The organism is Streptomyces sp. NPDC008125 (assembly GCF_042957125.1).
GTDB lineage: Bacteria > Actinomycetota > Actinomycetes > Streptomycetales > Streptomycetaceae > Streptomyces.
Window position 1 is genome coordinate 69,249 of record NZ_JBIBHR010000002.1, and the last position, 16,925, is coordinate 86,173.

A 16,925-nucleotide genomic window follows, 5' to 3' on the forward strand; every position below is an offset into this window, starting at 1 on the left:
GCCGAGGGCCGACCAGGCGGTGAGGGGACGACGGGCCCGCGAACCGAGAGGACGTGCCGCATGCCGCTCCACAAGGGATCACACGGCAAGGACGGTTCCGGCAGGGGCCGGAAGCTGGCTCTCAACCCCTTCTTCGGGGAGGCGGATCCGACGGCCGGAATGACCTCGGCCCCGCCGACGCACCGGCTGCCGGACGGCCCGCTCCCGCCGTCCACCGCGTACGGGCTCGTCCACGACGAGCTGATGCTCGACGGCAACTCCCGGCTCAACCTCGCCACTTTCGTGACCACCTGGATGGAACCCCAGGCGGGGGTGCTGATGGCGGAGTGCCGGGACAAGAACATGATCGACAAGGACGAGTACCCGCGCACCGCCGAACTGGAGCGCCGGTGCGTCGCGATGCTCGCCGACCTGTGGAACGCCCCCGACCCGGCCACCGCCGTGGGGTGCTCCACGACCGGCTCCAGCGAGGCATGCATGCTCGCCGGGCTGGCGCTGAAGCGGCGCTGGGCGGCGAAGAACCCGGACCGCTACCCGGCCACCGCGCGGCCCAATCTGGTGATGGGCATCAACGTGCAGGTGTGCTGGGAGAAGTTCTGCAACTTCTGGGAGGTCGAGGCCCGGCTCGTCCCCATGGAGGGCGACCGCTTCCACATCGACCCGCAGGGCGCCGCCGACCTCTGCGACGAGAACACCATCGGGGTCGTCGGCATCCTCGGCTCCACCTTCGACGGGTCCTACGAGCCGATCGCCGGCCTCTGCGAGGCGCTGGACGCCCTCCAGGAGCGGACCGGTCTCGACATCCCGGTCCATGTCGACGGCGCCTCGGGCGCCATGGTCGCGCCCTTCGTCGACGAGGACCTGGTGTGGGACTTCCGGCTCCCCCGGGTGTCCTCCATCAACACCTCGGGCCACAAGTACGGCCTGGTCTACCCGGGGGTCGGCTGGGCGCTCTGGCGCACCCCCGAGGACCTCCCCGAGGAGCTCGTCTTCCGGGTCAACTACCTCGGCGGCGACATGCCCACCTTCGCGCTGAACTTCTCCCGGCCGGGCGCCCAGGTCGTCGCGCAGTACTACACCTTCCTGCGGCTGGGCCGGGAGGGCTACCGCGCCGTCCAGCAGACCTCCCGGGACGTGGCCCGGGGCCTCGCCGAGCGGATCGAGGCCCTCGGCGACTTCCATCTCCTCACCCGTGGCGACGAGTTGCCGGTCTTCGCCGTGACGACCGCGCCGGACGTGACGGCGTACGACGTCTTCGACGTGTCCCGGCGGCTGCGCGAGCACGGCTGGCTGGTGCCCGCCTACACCTTCCCGGCCAACCGGCAGGACCTGTCGGTGCTGCGGATCGTCTGCCGCAACGGCTTCTCCTCCGACCTCGCCGAACTCCTGCTGGAGGACCTGCGGGCACTGCTGCCCGAACTGCGCGAACAGCCGCGCCCGCTGAGCCGCGACAAGGGCGCCGCCACCTCGTTCCACCACTGAACAGCCGTCGGCCGCAGCCTACGTGCGGCTCTCCGCGATCAGCTCGAAGGCGGTCCTGCCGTCCAGGGACTCCCTGATGACGTCGGCGTGACCGGCGTGCCGGGCGATCTCCTCGACCAGGTGGACCAGGAACCACCGCAGGGAGACCTCCTCGTCCTTCGGGAACCAGGGAGCCTCCGGCAGTGGGAAGGTGGCGTCGAGGTCCGGCGCGGACCGGATGTACTCCTCGGTCTCGGCGGCGACGCCGTCCCAGAACGCCAGCACCTGGGGGACGGTCTCGTCGCCCACGAGCCGGAAGCTGTCCCCCCAGGTCTCCTGGGTGCGCGCCTTCTCGTTGGGCTGCCGCTGGGCCATCCGCAGCCAGTTCAGCTCGGTCTCGGCGACGTGCTTGGCCAGCCCGGAGAGGGAGAGCCCGCTGACGCTCGGCCGGCTCGCCGCCTGCTCCTCGGTCAGCCCGAGGAGGGTGCGACGGATCGCGCCGCGCTGGGCCTCGACGAAGGCGAGGAGGGTGCCGCGCTCGTCGCCGTGCGATTCGGACACGTGGGTGACCATGCTGACCGTCCCGGGGTCTCGGGCCGGCGCCCCCGTGGCCCCGACCGACACCTGCACGCTACGAGCCCTTGCGGACAGCTCCGGTCCTCAAGCCCCGGGACACGCGGTTCCGTTCAGAAAGGAAAGACCGTGCGGCCGTACTGGACCGAGATCCAGTGGGTCGTCGTGAAGGCGTCCACGGCCGCGTCGCCGTTCCGCCTGCCGAGTCCGGACATCTTCTCGCCCCCGAAGGCGGCCAGCGGATCGTCCTGCACGGTGGGGCCGTTGACGTGGAACATCCCGGTGCGGACGCGCCGCGCGAACCGCACCCCGCGGTCCACGTCGGCGGTGTGCACGGCCCCGCTCAGCCCGTACGGGGTGTCGTCGGCGATCCGTACCGCCTCGTCCTCCCCGTCGAAGGGGATCAGTACGGCCACCGGGCCGAAGACCTCCTGCGTCAGCAGGGGCGAGCCCTCGGGCACGCCGGTCAGCACGGTCGGTTCCACGACATTGCCCCGGGTACGGCCGCGCAGCAGCGCGGTGGCCCCGGCGGCGAGCGCCTCGTCGACCAGCCCGGAGAGCGCGTCGGCCTGGAAGGCGTTGATGACCGGCCCGATACGGGTGGCCGGGTCGCGCGGGTCACCGGCGGTGATCCGGGACGCCTCGGCGACGAACCGAGTGGCGAACTCCGCCTCCACCCGGCGGTCGACCAGGATGCGGTTGGCCGCCATGCCGACCTGGCCCTGGAAGAAGAACCGGCTGAAGACGGCGGCGTCCACGGCCGCTCCGATGTCCGCGTCCTCGAGTACGACCAGGGCGCTGTTGCCGCTGAGTTCGAGTACGCACCGCTTGAAGCGACGGGCCGCCCTGGCCGCTATCCGGCGGCCGACCCGGTCCGAGCCGGTGAACGAGATCACCGCGGGCACCGGGTGCTCGATGAACGCGTCCCCTATCTCGGCGCTGTCCGTGACCACCACGTTGAGCAGCCCCGGCGGCAGCCCGGCCTCCTCGAAGACGCGGGCCACGAGACCGCCGCCGACGACGGGCGCGTTCTGGTGCGGCTTCATCACCACCGCGTTGCCGAGCGCCAGGGCCGGTGCGACGGACTTCATCGCCACGACGAAGGGGAAGTTGAAGGCGTTGATGACGGAAACGACCCCGACGGGCCGCCGGTACAGCCGGTTCTCCTTGCCGTCCACCGCCGCGGGCAGCAGCCCGCCGACCGGGCGGACGGCCTGGCGTATCGCCTCGCGGAGGAGCTCACGGCCCAGATCGATCTCGTACCGAGCCCGGGGCAGCGTCCCGCCCAGCTCGTCGACGATGGCCTCGGCGATCTCGTCGGCGCGCTCCTCGACGACGGCCAACGCCCGGACGAGGACGACCTGTCGCTCGTGCGGACGGGCATCGGCCCATGCCGTCTGCGCGCGCTCGGCGGCCCGGTACGCGCGGTCCACCTCGGTGGTGGTCGCGACCGTGATGGCGCAGAGCTTCTCGCCGTTGTAGGGATTGACGTCGATGATGTCCCACGAACCGCTGCCGGTCAGCCATTCGCCATCGATGTACTGATGGGCCAGTTCATGGAAGAAGGACATGCAATCCCTTACTGCAGGCTTTCGCACTCTCCTGATCGACCGTCATCGTACGCGGGAGATCAGGCCTGTTGAAGCAGTCCGTGAAGGAGATCCCGGGTCTTGTCCTCCCCGGGGCTGTCGGCGCGCAGCCGGACCATGGCCTTTTCGTAACTCTGGACGTCCTCGGCCTTGTCGAGATAGAGCGCGCTGGTGAGCTGCTCCAGAAAGACGATGTCCGAGAGGTCGGATTCGGGAAAGCGCAGCATGGTGAACGCGCCGCTCTCGCCCGCGTGCCCGCCGAAACTGAACGGCATCACCTGGAGGGAGACGTTGGGGTGCTCCGACATCTCCAGCAGATGCCGCAGCTGGGAGCGCATGACGTCGCGCGATCCGTAGGGCCGGTGCAGGGCCGCTTCGTCGAGCACCGCGTGGAAGGCCGGTGCGCGCTCGGAGACGAGCACCTTCTGCCGCTCGAGTCGTAGCGCCACCCGGCGGTCGATCTCCGCCTCGGGCGCCCCGCGCATGCCCCGCGCGACGACCGCGTGGGCGTACGCCTCGGTCTGCAACAGGCCGTGCACGAACTGGACTTCGTAGATACGGATGAGGGATGCCGCCCCCTCCAGACCGATGTACGTCTGGAACCAGCCGGGCAGCACGTCACCGTAACTGTGCCACCAGCCCGCCACGTTGGCCTCGCGTGCCAGGCCGAGGAGCGACTCGCGCTCCGCCTCGTCCGTGACCCCGTAGAGCGTGAGCAGATCCTCGATGTCCCTGGCCTTGAAGCTCACCCGTCCCAACTCCATGCGGCTGATCTTCGATTCGGAGGCCCGGATGGAGTAGCCGGCCGCCTCACGCGTGATTCCGCGCGACTCGCGCAGCCTTCTGAGCTGAGAGCCCAGCAGGATGCGGCGCACCACGGATCCACTCGACTCGCCTGCCGACACTGGACAACCCTCCCCATAACTTTCCGGGCAACGGGGCCCCCGAACCCCGAGCACCGGATTCTGCCACCAAAACGCTCCGGGCCGTACTCATTCGGTTACAGAGAGGGGAAGACTTGCCGGAGCCATGGAAAATGCCGCACGGAAGAAATACTCCGTAACCACCACGGTACCGGGCACGTCCGGCGCGTGCACGTGCATCTGCCCTTGCATCTGCTTCAAGCATTCGGAAGCATGGCCCTTGCGCACCTGCGTGATCGTTCGTGTTGTGCCGCTGTGTCCCCGCAGTACCGCTCACAGGCAGTGCCGCTCGCAGCCGCGAATCCCGGGAGCACCTCGTATGAGGACTGATGGATCGACGACGCTCGAACCGTTACGGCGTGGCCTGCCCCCCACCGATCCCGCGGCGATCACGGCGTCGGCATCGATCACGCTCCCGGCACGGTACGAAGCGGTCGGCTCCGCACGGCACTTCACCCGCGGCACACTCCACCAGTGGCAACTCGACGACCGCTTCGACGATGTCGCCCTGGTCGTCTCGGAGCTGGTCACCAACGCCTTGCGCCACGCGCTGCCCGCCGATGTCGCCCGCGACCCGAACTCGCCGCCGGTACGGCTCCAGTTGGCCCGCTGTTCCACCCGTCTGATGTGCGCGGTCCGCGACCCGAGCCGGGAGAGCCCGATGGCGGGGGAGGCGGAGGACTCCGCCGAGTCCGGCCGGGGGCTGTTCCTGGTCGAGTCCTTCAGCGACAGCTGGGGCTGGCACCCGGTCCCGGCTCCCGGGAGCCCGGCAGCACCGACGGCCCCGCGCGGGAAGATCGTCTGGGCGGTCTTCCTGTTGACGTGCGACGGCGAGGTGGCCGACAACTCCCGCTGAGGAGAGGGCTGTCCGTGCCCCGCACGACCGAGTGCACGACAGCACGGGAACCGCGCCGAGGCCGGACCCGAGAAGACCGGGGGCCGGAGCGCGAGGGGGAGTCGCGCTCCGGCCCTCATCACGTCCGGCCCGACCGCGTGCCGGCGCCCGCACGCCCCAGGCCGCCCGCGCCCGCACCGAGGCCACTTCGGCGCCGCGCGCAGCGTCCCGCGCACTCCCGACGGCAGCGAAACCGGGCCGCACCGCGTCGCGAACGCTCAGGCTCCGGTCGCCAGGTGGTCGAACTCGCCGTCCTTGACGCCCAGCAGAAGCGCTTCGATCTCCGCCGGCGTGTAGACGAGTGCCGGGCCGTCCGGGTGACGGGAGTTGCGCATGGCCACATTCCCCCCGGGAAGTTTCGCGAACTCCACGCAAGATCCTTGGGAGTTGCTGTGTCTGCTCTTCTGCCAGACGACCCCGTGAAGCCCTGTGGCCGCCATGCCGTTGTACACGTCGTGCACAGAAAGCTCCCCGAGTTGCAAGGTGCAAGTGTCAACCAAGCGTCAACCAACCTGGATCATAGCGGTAATTCACATGCCAATGCATGGGCAAATGCACGTGCACGCGCGGTGGTCCTTTGATTACAGGGATTCCTGTCACCTGCAAATGGCACGTGCACCGCCGGAGGGCCTCCCGGGCAACCCTGACCGGCGGTCTCCGCCGCCGCAGCCCGGCGTCTTCCGGGCCATATCCGCGGGCCACGGCCGGTGCCGGCCCCGCGCCCCTCACCGCGCTGACGTCGCGGCGAGAACCGCGGGGGAACCGCCCGAGTGGCCTCCCCCGTATCCATGCTTTTCAGCGGGATTCCGGTTCCGCCCGGTCCTCCACTCCGGCTTCTCCGGCTTCTCCGGCTTCTTCTGCCTCTCCGTCTTCATCGCCCGGCCTCGCTCTCCGGCTGCTGGGCACGGCGCCCCGGTCGTCCAGCGCGAACGACAATTCCATCAGTGCGTCGAGCAGCAGCGCGGCTCCCCGGCGTACGACGGGGTCGGGAACGGGCTCCCCCGGTTCGGGTTCCTCGTCGTAGGGCGCTTCGAGAAAGTCCCAGTACGCCACCGACTCGGCCACCGGCCCCCATTCCGGGACCCGCCGTTCGCGTACCGCCTTCGCCCCCTTCTCGGTGGAGCCGCGCAGGGCGTCGGCGAGTTCCGCCGCGCCGCGCACGGGGGTCGCCGCGCGGTCGGGCAGGTGGGCCTCCAGCAGCATGGCGGCCCGGCCGAGCTGCGACAGCGCGTGCTGGGCGTCGGTGGCGGCCGCCCGGGAGAGGCCCCGGTGCCGTACCGGTTCGTACTGGGCCTTCTTCAGGGTCTCCGTCCACTCGACGCGGGCCTCGCGGGAGGCGATGAGCGCGGTCCGTACGTCGTCGTTGCTGCGGGCCGCCGGGTCCGCGTACTGGTCGATGACCCTGGCCGCGTACCGGCCGACCGAGGTCAGCCAGCCGGCGAGCCGGTTGCGCAGCCGCGGGGTCTCCCAGGCCGGGTAGACGGCGTACGAGATCATGGCCAGCAGCCCGCCGACCAGGGTCAGCACGATGCGTTCGGGAACCGTCTGCGACCAGTCGTTGCCCGCCATGCCGAGCAGGAAGACGACGTACGCCGAGATGCAGACCTGGCCGACCGCGTACCCGGTGCGCATCAGCAGATACATCAGCCAGGCGCAGCAGACGGCGAGCGCGGCGGAGAGTTCCGGGCCGGGGTGGGCGACCTGCACGACGACGGTGGCGAACGTGACCCCGACGATGGTGCCGCCGAAGCGCGCCACCGAGCGGGCGTAGGTCTGGGAGAAGTCCGGCCGCATCACCATGACCGCGGCCATCGGCGCCCAGTAGCCGTGGCCGAAGGGCAGCGCTTCCCCGATGAAGTAGCCGACGGTGGCGACCGCGGTGACCCGGATCGCGTGCCGCAGGATCGCCGATCCGCGGTGGAACTCGCCCCGCATCCGGCCGATCACCACCGGGACGAGCCTGACCAGACCGGGGCGGCGGCGGTGCGGGGTCTCGGGGTCGGCTTCCGAGCCGTGCCGGGTGCCGGCGCCCTCGGCGATCTCCACGACGTCGTGGAGGAGGGCGATCAGCCGGTCGGCCGCCCGCCGGGGCGGTCCGCTGGTGAGCCCGCCGGTCTCGGGTGCCTCCAGCGCCGCCAGCGCCGGTCCGCCGAGCCGGACCGGATCGCCGTGCCGGATCGCGCGGGCCGCCGCGTCGAGCACCGAGCCGGCCGCCTTGAGGAGCTCACGGGCGCGGTCGCGCTGCGGGCCCTCCTCGGGCACCCCCATGGCGGGGTCGGCCAGTGAGGCGAGGACCGGGCGGATGCGTTCGGCGACGCTCCGGGCGCCGTGCAGTTCGGCCGGGCGGTGGCGGGCCTCGCGGGCGGAGACGGCCGCCGCGTCGCGGGCGGTCATCAGTGCCTGCGGGTCGAAGGGCGCGATCGGGTCGTGGCGCAGCCGGCGGGCGTAGTCGGCCTCGGCGGCGAGAGCGTCGGCGAGCGCGTCGCGTTGGGCCCCCCATCTGCGCACCGGGAAGAGCACGATCAGGGTGGCCTGCACCAGGCCGCCGATGATGATCACTCCGGCGTGCGCGGCGGCGTCCAGGACGGAGGTGGGCAGGGTGATGGTGACGAGCATGATCGCCACGTTGGAGGAGGCGATGATGCCGCCGGTGGGGCCCGCGGCCCAGGCGAGTCCGGCCACGAAGGTCCAGAGGACCAGGACGGCGAGGAACACCACGCGGTAAGGGCCGGCGAGGTAGCCGACGAACGTCGAGATGCTCAGGCTGACGCCGGAGACCAGTGCGAGCACCGGGCGGGGGCGCCAGCTGCGCTGGAAGGTGGCGATGGCCGCCTGGAACGCGCCGAACGCGGAGCTGGCCGCGAGGACCGGCCCGGAGAGCGCGAGCGCGGTCTCGACCACCAGCGCCAGTCCGATGGCGCCGCGCAACGCGACGAGTGGCTCCAGCCGGGTCCGCTCGACCGTGAACCCCGAGCGGGCGGTCTCCTTCAGCGCCCGGAGCCAACTCATGGGGCGAGCGTAGCCGCGATACGGGGCAAGCCGGACCTTGGGTTCACCCGTCCGGGACGACTGCCGGCCGCCCCGGAGACGGACCGGGCGGACGACTGCCGGCCGCCCCGGAGACGAGCCGGGCGGGTGCCCGCGGGCGGCCGGCCCGAAGGCTCCCCGGCGGGGGCTCGCGCCCGGTCACACCTCGACGGCGGTTCCCGGCTCCAGCCGCTCGACCGGGACGCCGGTCAGGCCCTCCTCGCCGAGGAAGCGGGCGGTGGAGACCTGGCCGAGTTCACTGAGCATGAGTTCGTGGATCTGGATGACGCGCCCGGGCCGGACGGCCCGCACGTGGTCGGCGGCCTCACCGAGCTTGGTCCACGGGCCGCTGGTCGGCAGCAGGAGGGTGCGCACCGGGACGCCGGGCCGGGAGTAGGCGTCCCCCGGGTGGTAGACGGCGCCGCCGTCGACGAGGTAGCCGACGTTGTCGGGGCACGGGAGGTCGGCGTGGATCACCGCGTGCGACCGGCCGTGGACGGTGAAGGCGAAGGAGCCGACCGTGAAGGAGTCGCCCGCCGCCACGGCGCGGACGCGGCCTCCGTGGCTGCCGAGGGCCGCCGCGACGGCGGCGGTGCCGTAGACCCGCAAGCCGGGCCGGGTCTCCAGGGCGGCGGCGACGAGCTTCTCGTCGAAGTGGTCGAAGTGGTCGTGGGTGATCAGGACGGCGTCGGCCCGGCCGACCGCTTCCGCCGCGGCCGGGGTGAGGGTGCCGGGGTCGATGACGACGCGTGTGCCGTCCTTCTCCAGTGCGACGCAGGCGTGGGCGTACTTGGTGAGCTCCACGGTGGTGTCCTTCCGGCCGAGGATGGATATCTACAACTAAACTGTACACATAAGTTGTACAACCTGGCTGCATGGTTCGGGGATAGACTGCGGCCATGGACGACGCTCGACTGGCCGAGGAACTCCGCCTGACCATCGGACAGCTGGTCCGCACGGTGCGCACCGCCGACACGATGCCCCCCGGCGAGGCCGCCGTCCTCGGCTACCTGGACCGTGACGGCGCGATGACCGCGGCCGACATCGCGGAGCGGCGGGGCGTCACGCACCAGTCGGCCACCAAGGCCGTCGGGGAACTGCTCGGCCGGGGGCTCGTACGGACCGAGGCGCACCCCCTCGACCGGCGCAAACTCCTGCTCCACCTCACGCCGGCCGGCAGCAGCCGGCTCGCGGAGGAGCGCGGCAGGCGTGCGGAGTGGCTGGGCGCCGCGATCGACGACGCGCTCGGTCCCGAGGAGCGCGAGGTGCTCGTGGCGGCGCTGCCCCTGCTGGCGCGGCTGAACGAGCGCCTGCGGGCCGCGTAGGACCGGCCGCCCAGGGACCGGGCCCCGTCCGCGTACGGACCGGACACCGTCCTCTACGGGGCGATGCCCCGGCCCTCGCGTCCGCCCACCCGGGCGCGGTCGGCGGCCTCGGTGCCATGGGTCCAGCCGTCCAGGTCGGTGGCCCCGCGCACCCGGGTGGTGGTGGTCTTCGGGAACATCCGGTCCGCCGCGCCGGAGACCGCCACGTCGCGGGCGGCCAGCACGGGCAGCAGCGCGTCGGCCCCGGGCCCGTCCGTGCCGCCGCCGTCCGCGCCTGCGGCTTCCGCGTCCGCCTCGGCGGTGACCCGGGCGGTGTCGGCGGCGAGCCTGCTGCCGAGGCGCTGGGCGTACGCCATCAGGAAGGACTGCCGGAACGTCTTGGTCCGCTTCCGGCCGCCGGCCCGCTGCCCCGCCTCGGCCCGCGCCATCGCGGAGGTGCCCTGCACCAGCAGCGAGGTGAAAAGGAGCTCCACCGCCTCCAGGTCGGGTTCGAACCCGACGACCGTGGTGAAGCCGAGGTCGCTGTTCCACACGGCCCGGCAGCGGTTCGCCGAGGCGACCGCGTCGAGCAGGATCGCCTTGGCCGTCTCGTACGGGGCGTCGACCCCGATCCGGCAGGCGCCGGGCCGGTCCCCGCTGTGGGTACGGGCGGCGAGCAGCGCCTCGTCGATGCTGTGCCGGGCCATCAGCTCCTGGGCCTTGGTGGTGAGCGCCTCGGCCTCCTCCGGATAGTCGGTGGCCTCCGCCTTCGCCAGCAGGGCGCGGATGCGGGTGAGCATGCGCGGTTCGTCGTGGGCGGGCGGCGGGAGCCGGTTGCCGCCCGCGGCGGGGGTCTCCCCGGGCGGCGGTCCGACCGCCTCCACGGCGGGGAGCCGCAGCAGCAGCCGGTACAGCTCCAGCAGCGCGGAGGCGTAGCCGAACCGGTCGGGGCGGTTGCGCGGCACCGGCGGCGGCAGTTCGGCGAGCTGGCCGGACCAGCGCGGCGGAAGCGTCGCGTAGGCGGCGGTCTCGGCGGCGATCAGGGTCGCGGCGAGGGCCGCCCGCTCCTCGTCCAGCTCCCTGCGCACGAACCGGACGACGTCGGCGGGCTGCCAGCCCCGGGCCCAGGCGCGGCGGAGGAACTCCTCGCCGCGCCGGTGCGCGTCGTCGTCCGCGTCCGGGGCGGCGGCGAGCAGCGACGCACCGGCGTCCAGACCGGCGTCGTCCTCCGAGTAGAGAGCCGCCGCGCACGCCTGGTCGATCACCGAATCCATGGGTTCAGGGTAGAGGCGGGCCCCCGGTCACCCTTCCGCCCGCTCCTCCCCCCGCCCCTGCGCTCACCCTTCCTGAGGCGGGAGCAGCACCAGCTTTCCGCGTACGTGCCCGGCCTCGCTGACCCGGTGCGCCTCGGCTGCCTCCGCCAGCGGGTAGGTGTGGTCGACCGGGATGCGCAGCTCGCCGAGGACGGCCCGCCGGGCGTTGGCGGCGAGGCGTCCGGCGGAGGGGCCGCCGCCGCCGGCCGAGAAGGCGACGCCGAGCGAAGGAGCGTCCGCGTCGGCGATGGTGATCACCCGGTCCGTCGTGCCGCCGCGCAGCTCGATGGAGTCCGGCAGCGCGCCCCGGCCGGCCGCGTCGAAGACCGCGTCCACACCCTGGGGAGCGACCCCGCGGACCCGCTCGACCAGCCCGGGTCCGTACTCCACCGGGGTCGCTCCCAGCACCCGCAGATAGTCGTGGTTGGCGGCGGACGCCGTGCCGATGACGGTCGCGCCCCGGGCCGTCGCGAGCTGCACGGCGGCCGAGCCGACCGCTCCGGCCGCGCCGTGCAGCAGCAGCGTCTCCCCGGCGTCGAGCGCCAGTTCGTCGAGCACCCGGGAGGCGGTCTCGGTGGCCACCGGCAGCGCGGCGGCCGTCTCCCACTCCAGGCCGGCCGGTTTCCGGGTGATCTTCTCCGGGGCGGCCAGCACCTCGGTGGCGTACGCGCCCGTCTCGCTGTAGCCGAGCACCTCGTCGCCGGGGGCGAAGTCCGTGACGCCCTCGCCGACCTCCTCGACGATCCCCGCGAACTCGCTGCCCGGCGTCGCGGGGAGCGGTGTGGGGTGGACCTGTTCCATCCAGCCCTTACGGATCTTGTGGTCGAGCGGGTTGACCCCGGCGGCCCGCACCCGCACCCGGAGCCGGTTCGGAGCCACCCGGGGGGCGTCCACCTCCTTCAGCCGCAGCACCTCGGGGCCGCCGAACTCCTCGAACACGATCGCCTTCATCCCTGCTCCTGCTCCCCGCGCGCCGCGGTCCGCTCGTCGTCGCCCCCGTGCCGATCCCCCCTGCCGATCCTCGCGGCCGGTCCCCGGGGCTGCCTCCCGGGAGGCGCCGCCCGGGGCCGCTCCCCGTCGATGTCGGTGCCCGGTGCCAGACTCGGGTCCATGACGGAACGGTGGGCCCTGGCCGAGGCGGAGGGCGGCGGCGCGCTGCTCGTTCCGCTGGAGCGGGACGGGCGCCCGGCCGGTCCGGTGCTCCGCGAACCCGATCTCGCCGAAGCGGTCCGGGCCCGCCCCGGGGTGGTGCGCTGGGTGTGGCGGTCCACCGCCGGGATCTATCCCCGGCTGCTCGCCTCCGGGGTCCGCGTCGAGCGGTGCTACGACATCGAGTGCGCGGAACTGCTCCTCCTCGGCCACGCGGGGCGGCTCGGCGAACCCCGTTCCGCCGCGGCGGCCCTGGCCCGCCTCCGCGGCACCCCCGTGCCCGCCGACCCGCCACCCCGCGGCGCCGACCCCGGGGCGCAGTCCCCGCTCTTCGAGCCGACGGCCGGGGCGGAGGTTCCGTTCGAGGGGCTGCTCGACGTCTACGCCGACCAGCTGCGCCGCCACGCCGCGGCGGAGCACCCGGACCGGATGCTGCTGCTCACCGGCACGGAGTCGGCCGGGATGCTGGTCGCCGCCGAGATGAACCGGGCCGGGATGCCCTGGCGTGCCGATGTGCACCGGGCTCTGCTGAACGAGTTGCTCGGCGAGCGGTACGCGGGCGGTGGCGAGCCCCGGCGGCTCGCCGAGCTGGCGGACCAGGTGTCGGCGGCGTTCGGGCGGCGGGTGCGGCCCGATCTGCCGGCCGATGTGATCAAGGCGTTCGCCGGGGCCGGGATCAAGGTGACCTCGACCCGGCGCTGGCAGCTGGAGGAGATCGACCACCCGGCGGTGGAGCCCCTGCTCGCGTACAAGAAGCTCTACCGCATCTGGACCGCGCACGGCTGGGGCTGGCTCCAGGACTGGGTGCGCGACGGCCGCTTCCGCCCCGAGTACACGCCCGGCGGCTCGGTCAGCGGGCGGTGGACGACCAACGGCGGCGGGGCGCTCCAGATCCCGAAGGTGATCCGGCGGGCCGTCGTCGCGGACGAGGGCTGGCGTCTCGTCGTCGCCGACGCCGACCAGATGGAACCGAGGGTGCTCGCCGCGATCTCCCGCGACCCCGGACTGATGGAGGTCGCGGGACACGAGGGCGACCTCTACGCCGCGCTCTCCGACCGCGCCTTCCGGGGCGACCGCGACCAGGCGAAGGTCGCCCTGCTCGGCGCGGTCTACGGCCAGACCTCCGGCGACGGCCTGAAGAACCTCGCCGCGCTCCGCCGCCGCTTCCCGCGGGCCGTCGGCTACGTCGACGACGCGGCGAAGGCGGGCGAGGAGGGCCGCCTCGTACGGACCTGGCTCGGGCGGACCAGCCCGCCCGCCGCCGGGGCCGGGGACGACGGCGAGGCGGGGCTGCCGCAGGAGGGCGGCACGGCCGAGGAGGACGGCGCCGGGGAGGGCCGCCGGGGGTACGGCTTCACCCCCGGGTACGCCTCCTCCGACGCGCGGGCCCGGGGCCGCTTCACCCGCAACTTCGTGGTGCAGGGCAGCGCCGCCGACTGGGCGCTGCTGCTCCTCGCCGGGCTGCGCCGCACGCTCGCCGAGGAGGGGCTCCGGGCGGAGCTGGTGTTCTTCCAGCACGACGAGGTGATCGTGCACTGCCCGGCCGACGAGGCCGAGCGCGTGGTGCGGGCGATCCGCGAGGCCGGTGAGCTGGCCGGGCGGATCGCCTTCGGAGTGACCCCGGTGCGGTTCCCGTTCACCACGGCGGTGGTGGAGCGGTATGCGGACGCGAAGTGAGGGGCCGGGCCACCGACACGAAGTGACGTGCCCGCGCCCGCTGTTCGCGGGGCGCGGGCACTTCTGCCGTACGGGTGCAGCTACTTCATCTGGAGCTTGCGCCACTTGGGCGAGGTGACCAGGGCCTTGAGCTCGGCGACGGAGAGCGCGGGTTCGGTCCGGGTGGCCGTCCCGTCCTGCCGGTCGGCGTTGAAGGCCATGACCACGACCCGCATGCCGTCGGGGTACATGAGGTCGGCCGTCCACTGGACGATGCCCTGGCCGCCCTTCTCGCCCGGTGCCTGGCGGACCGTGAGCAGTGCCCCGCCCGGCAGTGTCTCGGCGCTGCCGTACAGGTCGCCCGCCACGTCCCGCATGTCGCGCTGGACGTTGATCCCGACGAGGGACTGGCCCTTGCCGTCGTCCACGACCAGTTCGGCGTACTCGCTGCCCTCGTCGTGCTGCTTGCGGACCACCGTGACGTCGTGCGGGAGGAGCTTCAGGAGCGTGGGCATCAGCGCGGAGTAGTCGAGCTCGGGGGCACGGCTCGGGGTGGAGGAGGGGGAGGGCCCGGCGGCCACGTCCGCCTCGGCACGCAGCCGCGGGATCAGGGTCTCCCACCGGTCGGACCGGGCCAGGGCGGTCAGCTCGGCACCGTCGACCGGGGGCGTGGTGCGGGCGGGCACGGCACTGCCGCCGAGCACCCCGCTGTAGACGCGGACATCGAGGGTCACCTCATCCTTCGTGACGCGGAAGCGGTTGCCGGCAAGGCCGTCGGCCCGCGGCTCGGACGAGCTCGGGGTGCTCGGGCAGCCTTCGTCCGACTGCGTCCCCGTCGTCCCGTCCGGGGCGTGGGCCGGGGGCGCGTCGATCTCGTCGAAAGCCCAGACCACGCCCGCGGGCGCGTCTCCCGCACCGTCCGACCCCGACAGGCAGAGGTGGTCCGTGGTGTTTCCGCCCGTGCCCGGCACCAGCCACTTCGTCGGGTAGAGGGAGGCGGTGACGGTGACGGGCCCGTCGCCGTCGTCGTACACGACGGAGGCCTTCGCCCCGGTGAGGGTGACTCCGGCCGTGCCGCCGAGGGCGTTCGCGACATGGACCTTCATCGGCGCCCAGCCCGCTTCGGTGCCGACCCCGGCTCCCTGGGAGACCTTCCCTCCGGGCAGCAGCGCGGTCAGCGTCTTCACCATCTCCGTGCCGGAGACGCCGTGGCCGGTCTTCCTGCCGGAGTCCTCGCCCCCGGCGCCCGGGGTCACCGTCTTCGTACCGGAGGCCAGTTCGGTCCCGGCCCCGGCCCCTCCGACCAGCCCGGTGGCCAGACCGCCGCCGAGGGCGACGAGCGCGAGGGCGAACGCGCCCCCGGTGACGGCGGCGAACCTGCGCCGTCGTACCCCGCGCCGTCCGATCCCGACCGCGCCGTCGAGCAGCGCGGTCCGGTCGGGGATCTCGAAGGAGTTGCCGGCGCGGCGGAGTTCTCCGCTCAGATCGTCTTCAAAGGGCATGGCAAAGTCACCGTTCTCGTTCGGTGGAGACAGCGTGGGTCGGGTCGGGCTTGCAGCGGAACGGAAGGGCCGGCTCGGGTACGTCGCGAACGTGGCGAGGCCGACTCGGGCTTGCAGCGGAAGGGAAGGGCCGCCGCCTCAGCGCGTGGCGAACTCGGCGAGGCTGCCGCCGAGCAGAGTGCGCAACCGGGCCAGCGCCCGTACGCACCGGGTCCGCACGGCTGCCGGACTCATTCGGAGTGCCTCGGCGGTCTGTTCGACACTGCGGTCCTCCCAGTACCTCAGCACCACCACCGCCCGGTCCTTGGGGGCGAGCCGGTCGAGGGCGTCGAGCAGCGTCATGCGCAGCGCTGGATCCGCCCCGGCGGGGGTGGGTGCGGTGTCCGGCAGCTCCGCGAGCGGACGCTCGCCGGTGGAGCGGCGTCTGCGGTGCGTGAGGAAGGCGCGGGCGAGCACCGTCTGGGCGTACGCCGCCGGATTGTCGATCCGGTGGACGCGGCCCCACAGCATGTACATCCGGCCGAGGGCCTCTTGGACGAGATCCTCCGCCAGGTGCACATCACCGCCGGTCAACAGCACGGCCGATCGGTACAGTTGGCCCGCGCAGCTCGCCGCGAACTCCCTGAAGTCCTCGACCCGCGACTTCCTCATGCGTTCCCCCGTCTCCCACGGCCGGTCCAGCCGTGCGCCCCGCACTCCTTCGACGCGATGGGCCGGGGAAATGTTTCATGCGAACGCCGAGCGATTTCCCGGCGGTTGTCCGGCGCCGGGACGGACGGGCGGGACCCGGTTCCCCGCACGGCTCCCCAACCCCCGTGCGCGCGGGTAGGTTCGGCGCCATGGACACTGGTCAGCCACTGGGCTCGGGACGCAGCGCCGACGTGTACGCACTCGACGACTCCTGGGTCCTGCGCCGCTACCGCGACGACGCCGACACCACCCCCGAGCTGGCGGTGATGTCCTACCTCTCCGCGTTCGGCTTCCCGGTCCCGCGCATCGGGCCGCCGGCCGAGGGGGCGGGCCCCGGCGATCTCGTGATGCAGCGGCTGACCGGTCCCACCATGGCCGAGGCGCTCCGGACCGGTTCCCTGGACGCCCGGCAGGGCGGCGAGATGATCGCCGGACTGCTGCGGGAGCTGCACGCGCTGCCGCCGCGCCTCTCCCCCGATCCGGAGGTCCGCATCCTCCATCTCGACCTGCACCCCGAGAACGTGATGCTGACCGGCCACGGTCCGGTGGTGATCGACTGGAGCAACACCACCGAGGGCTCGCCCGGGACGGACCGCGCCATGTCGGCACTGATCCTGGCGCAGGTCTCCCTCACCCCCGGCTTCCCGGGGGCGGAGGGGGTGGGCCTCGTGCTCACCGCGCTGCTCGACGCCATGGCCGGTGACGGGGGGATCGCCGGGGAGGACCTCGCCGGGGCCGTCGCCCGCCGCTCGTCGGACCCGTACCTCTCCGTCGCCGAACAGGCCGTTCTGGGCGAGGCGGCGGCGCTGGTGGCCGCGCACGGGAAGTGACGGGACGGCGGCG

Annotated in this window: 15 protein-coding genes; 5 read left to right on the forward strand and 10 right to left on the reverse strand. The window is 73.0% G+C overall.

Features of this window, described 5'->3' with window-relative positions:
- Positions 1-60: 60 nt before the first annotated feature.
- Positions 61-1,482 carry a glutamate decarboxylase gene (locus tag ACFZAX_RS03040; RefSeq protein ID WP_390958530.1) on the forward strand — a complete coding sequence of 474 codons (1,422 nt, stop codon included), beginning with the start codon at positions 61-63 and terminating at the stop codon, positions 1,480-1,482.
- An 18-nt stretch (positions 1,483-1,500) separates the two neighbouring features.
- Here ACFZAX_RS03040 and ACFZAX_RS03045 read toward each other — a convergent pair whose 3' ends face one another.
- The 3 genes from ACFZAX_RS03045 to ACFZAX_RS03055 form a co-directional block, all read right to left on the reverse strand.
- The gene (locus tag ACFZAX_RS03045; RefSeq protein ID WP_390958532.1) at positions 1,501-2,034 is read right to left on the reverse strand and encodes a DinB family protein; all 534 of its coding nucleotides are present in this window, start codon (positions 2,032-2,034) and stop codon (positions 1,501-1,503) included.
- Between the two features lie 113 nt (positions 2,035-2,147).
- Positions 2,148-3,605 (reverse strand): aldehyde dehydrogenase family protein, encoded by a 1,458-nt coding sequence (locus tag ACFZAX_RS03050; RefSeq protein WP_390958534.1) that lies wholly within the window; start codon positions 3,603-3,605, stop codon positions 2,148-2,150.
- Between the two features lie 59 nt (positions 3,606-3,664).
- Positions 3,665-4,528 carry a Scr1 family TA system antitoxin-like transcriptional regulator gene (locus ACFZAX_RS03055; protein WP_390958536.1) on the reverse strand — a complete coding sequence of 288 codons (864 nt, stop codon included), beginning with the start codon at positions 4,526-4,528 and terminating at the stop codon, positions 3,665-3,667.
- A gap of 337 nt (positions 4,529-4,865) precedes the next feature.
- On the opposite strand from ACFZAX_RS03055, the gene ACFZAX_RS03060 reads away from it, so the two are divergent.
- Positions 4,866-5,402: an ATP-binding protein gene (locus ACFZAX_RS03060; RefSeq protein ID WP_390958537.1), complete on the forward strand. Its 537-nt coding sequence runs from the start codon at positions 4,866-4,868 to the stop codon at positions 5,400-5,402.
- Positions 5,403-5,659: 257 nt separating this feature from the next.
- Here the strand turns inward: ACFZAX_RS03060 and ACFZAX_RS03065 are convergent, their stop codons facing one another.
- From ACFZAX_RS03065 to ACFZAX_RS03075, 3 genes are all read right to left on the reverse strand, one after another.
- Positions 5,660-5,902: a DUF397 domain-containing protein gene (locus tag ACFZAX_RS03065; protein ID WP_266707328.1), complete on the reverse strand. Its 243-nt coding sequence runs from the start codon at positions 5,900-5,902 to the stop codon at positions 5,660-5,662.
- Positions 5,903-6,236: 334 nt separating this feature from the next.
- The gene (locus ACFZAX_RS03070; RefSeq protein ID WP_390958539.1) at positions 6,237-8,450 is read right to left on the reverse strand and encodes an FUSC family protein; all 2,214 of its coding nucleotides are present in this window, start codon (positions 8,448-8,450) and stop codon (positions 6,237-6,239) included.
- A 177-nt stretch (positions 8,451-8,627) separates the two neighbouring features.
- On the reverse strand, positions 8,628-9,272 hold the full coding sequence (locus ACFZAX_RS03075) for an MBL fold metallo-hydrolase (protein ID WP_390958541.1): 645 nt from the start codon (positions 9,270-9,272) through the stop codon (positions 8,628-8,630).
- A 95-nt stretch (positions 9,273-9,367) separates the two neighbouring features.
- On the opposite strand from ACFZAX_RS03075, the gene ACFZAX_RS03080 reads away from it, so the two are divergent.
- A complete protein-coding gene (locus ACFZAX_RS03080; RefSeq protein WP_390958543.1) occupies positions 9,368-9,793 on the forward strand; it encodes a MarR family transcriptional regulator in 426 nt (141 codons plus the stop codon).
- 53 nt (positions 9,794-9,846) lie between these two features.
- Here ACFZAX_RS03080 and ACFZAX_RS03085 read toward each other — a convergent pair whose 3' ends face one another.
- Together ACFZAX_RS03085 and ACFZAX_RS03090 are read right to left on the reverse strand one after the other, a co-directional pair.
- A complete protein-coding gene (locus ACFZAX_RS03085) occupies positions 9,847-11,046 on the reverse strand; it encodes a DUF2786 domain-containing protein (protein WP_390958545.1) in 1,200 nt (399 codons plus the stop codon).
- Between the two features lie 63 nt (positions 11,047-11,109).
- Positions 11,110-12,036, reverse strand: a complete 927-nt coding sequence (locus tag ACFZAX_RS03090; RefSeq protein WP_390958546.1) for an alcohol dehydrogenase catalytic domain-containing protein — start codon at positions 12,034-12,036, stop codon at positions 11,110-11,112.
- A 159-nt stretch (positions 12,037-12,195) separates the two neighbouring features.
- Here ACFZAX_RS03090 and ACFZAX_RS03095 point away from each other — a divergent pair, with 159 nt between their 5' ends.
- Positions 12,196-13,911 (forward strand): bifunctional 3'-5' exonuclease/DNA polymerase, encoded by a 1,716-nt coding sequence (locus ACFZAX_RS03095; RefSeq protein ID WP_390958547.1) that lies wholly within the window; start codon positions 12,196-12,198, stop codon positions 13,909-13,911.
- Between the two features lie 80 nt (positions 13,912-13,991).
- Here the strand turns inward: ACFZAX_RS03095 and ACFZAX_RS03100 are convergent, their stop codons facing one another.
- Together ACFZAX_RS03100 and ACFZAX_RS03105 are read right to left on the reverse strand one after the other, a co-directional pair.
- Positions 13,992-15,392, reverse strand: coding sequence for a hypothetical protein (locus tag ACFZAX_RS03100; RefSeq protein ID WP_390958549.1), 1,401 nt, complete (start codon positions 15,390-15,392; stop codon positions 13,992-13,994).
- A gap of 138 nt (positions 15,393-15,530) precedes the next feature.
- The gene (locus ACFZAX_RS03105; protein WP_390958551.1) at positions 15,531-16,043 is read right to left on the reverse strand and encodes a SigE family RNA polymerase sigma factor; all 513 of its coding nucleotides are present in this window, start codon (positions 16,041-16,043) and stop codon (positions 15,531-15,533) included.
- A 188-nt stretch (positions 16,044-16,231) separates the two neighbouring features.
- Here ACFZAX_RS03105 and ACFZAX_RS03110 point away from each other — a divergent pair, with 188 nt between their 5' ends.
- Positions 16,232-16,912 (forward strand): phosphotransferase, encoded by a 681-nt coding sequence (locus ACFZAX_RS03110; protein ID WP_390958553.1) that lies wholly within the window; start codon positions 16,232-16,234, stop codon positions 16,910-16,912.
- Positions 16,913-16,925 lie beyond the last annotated feature (13 nt).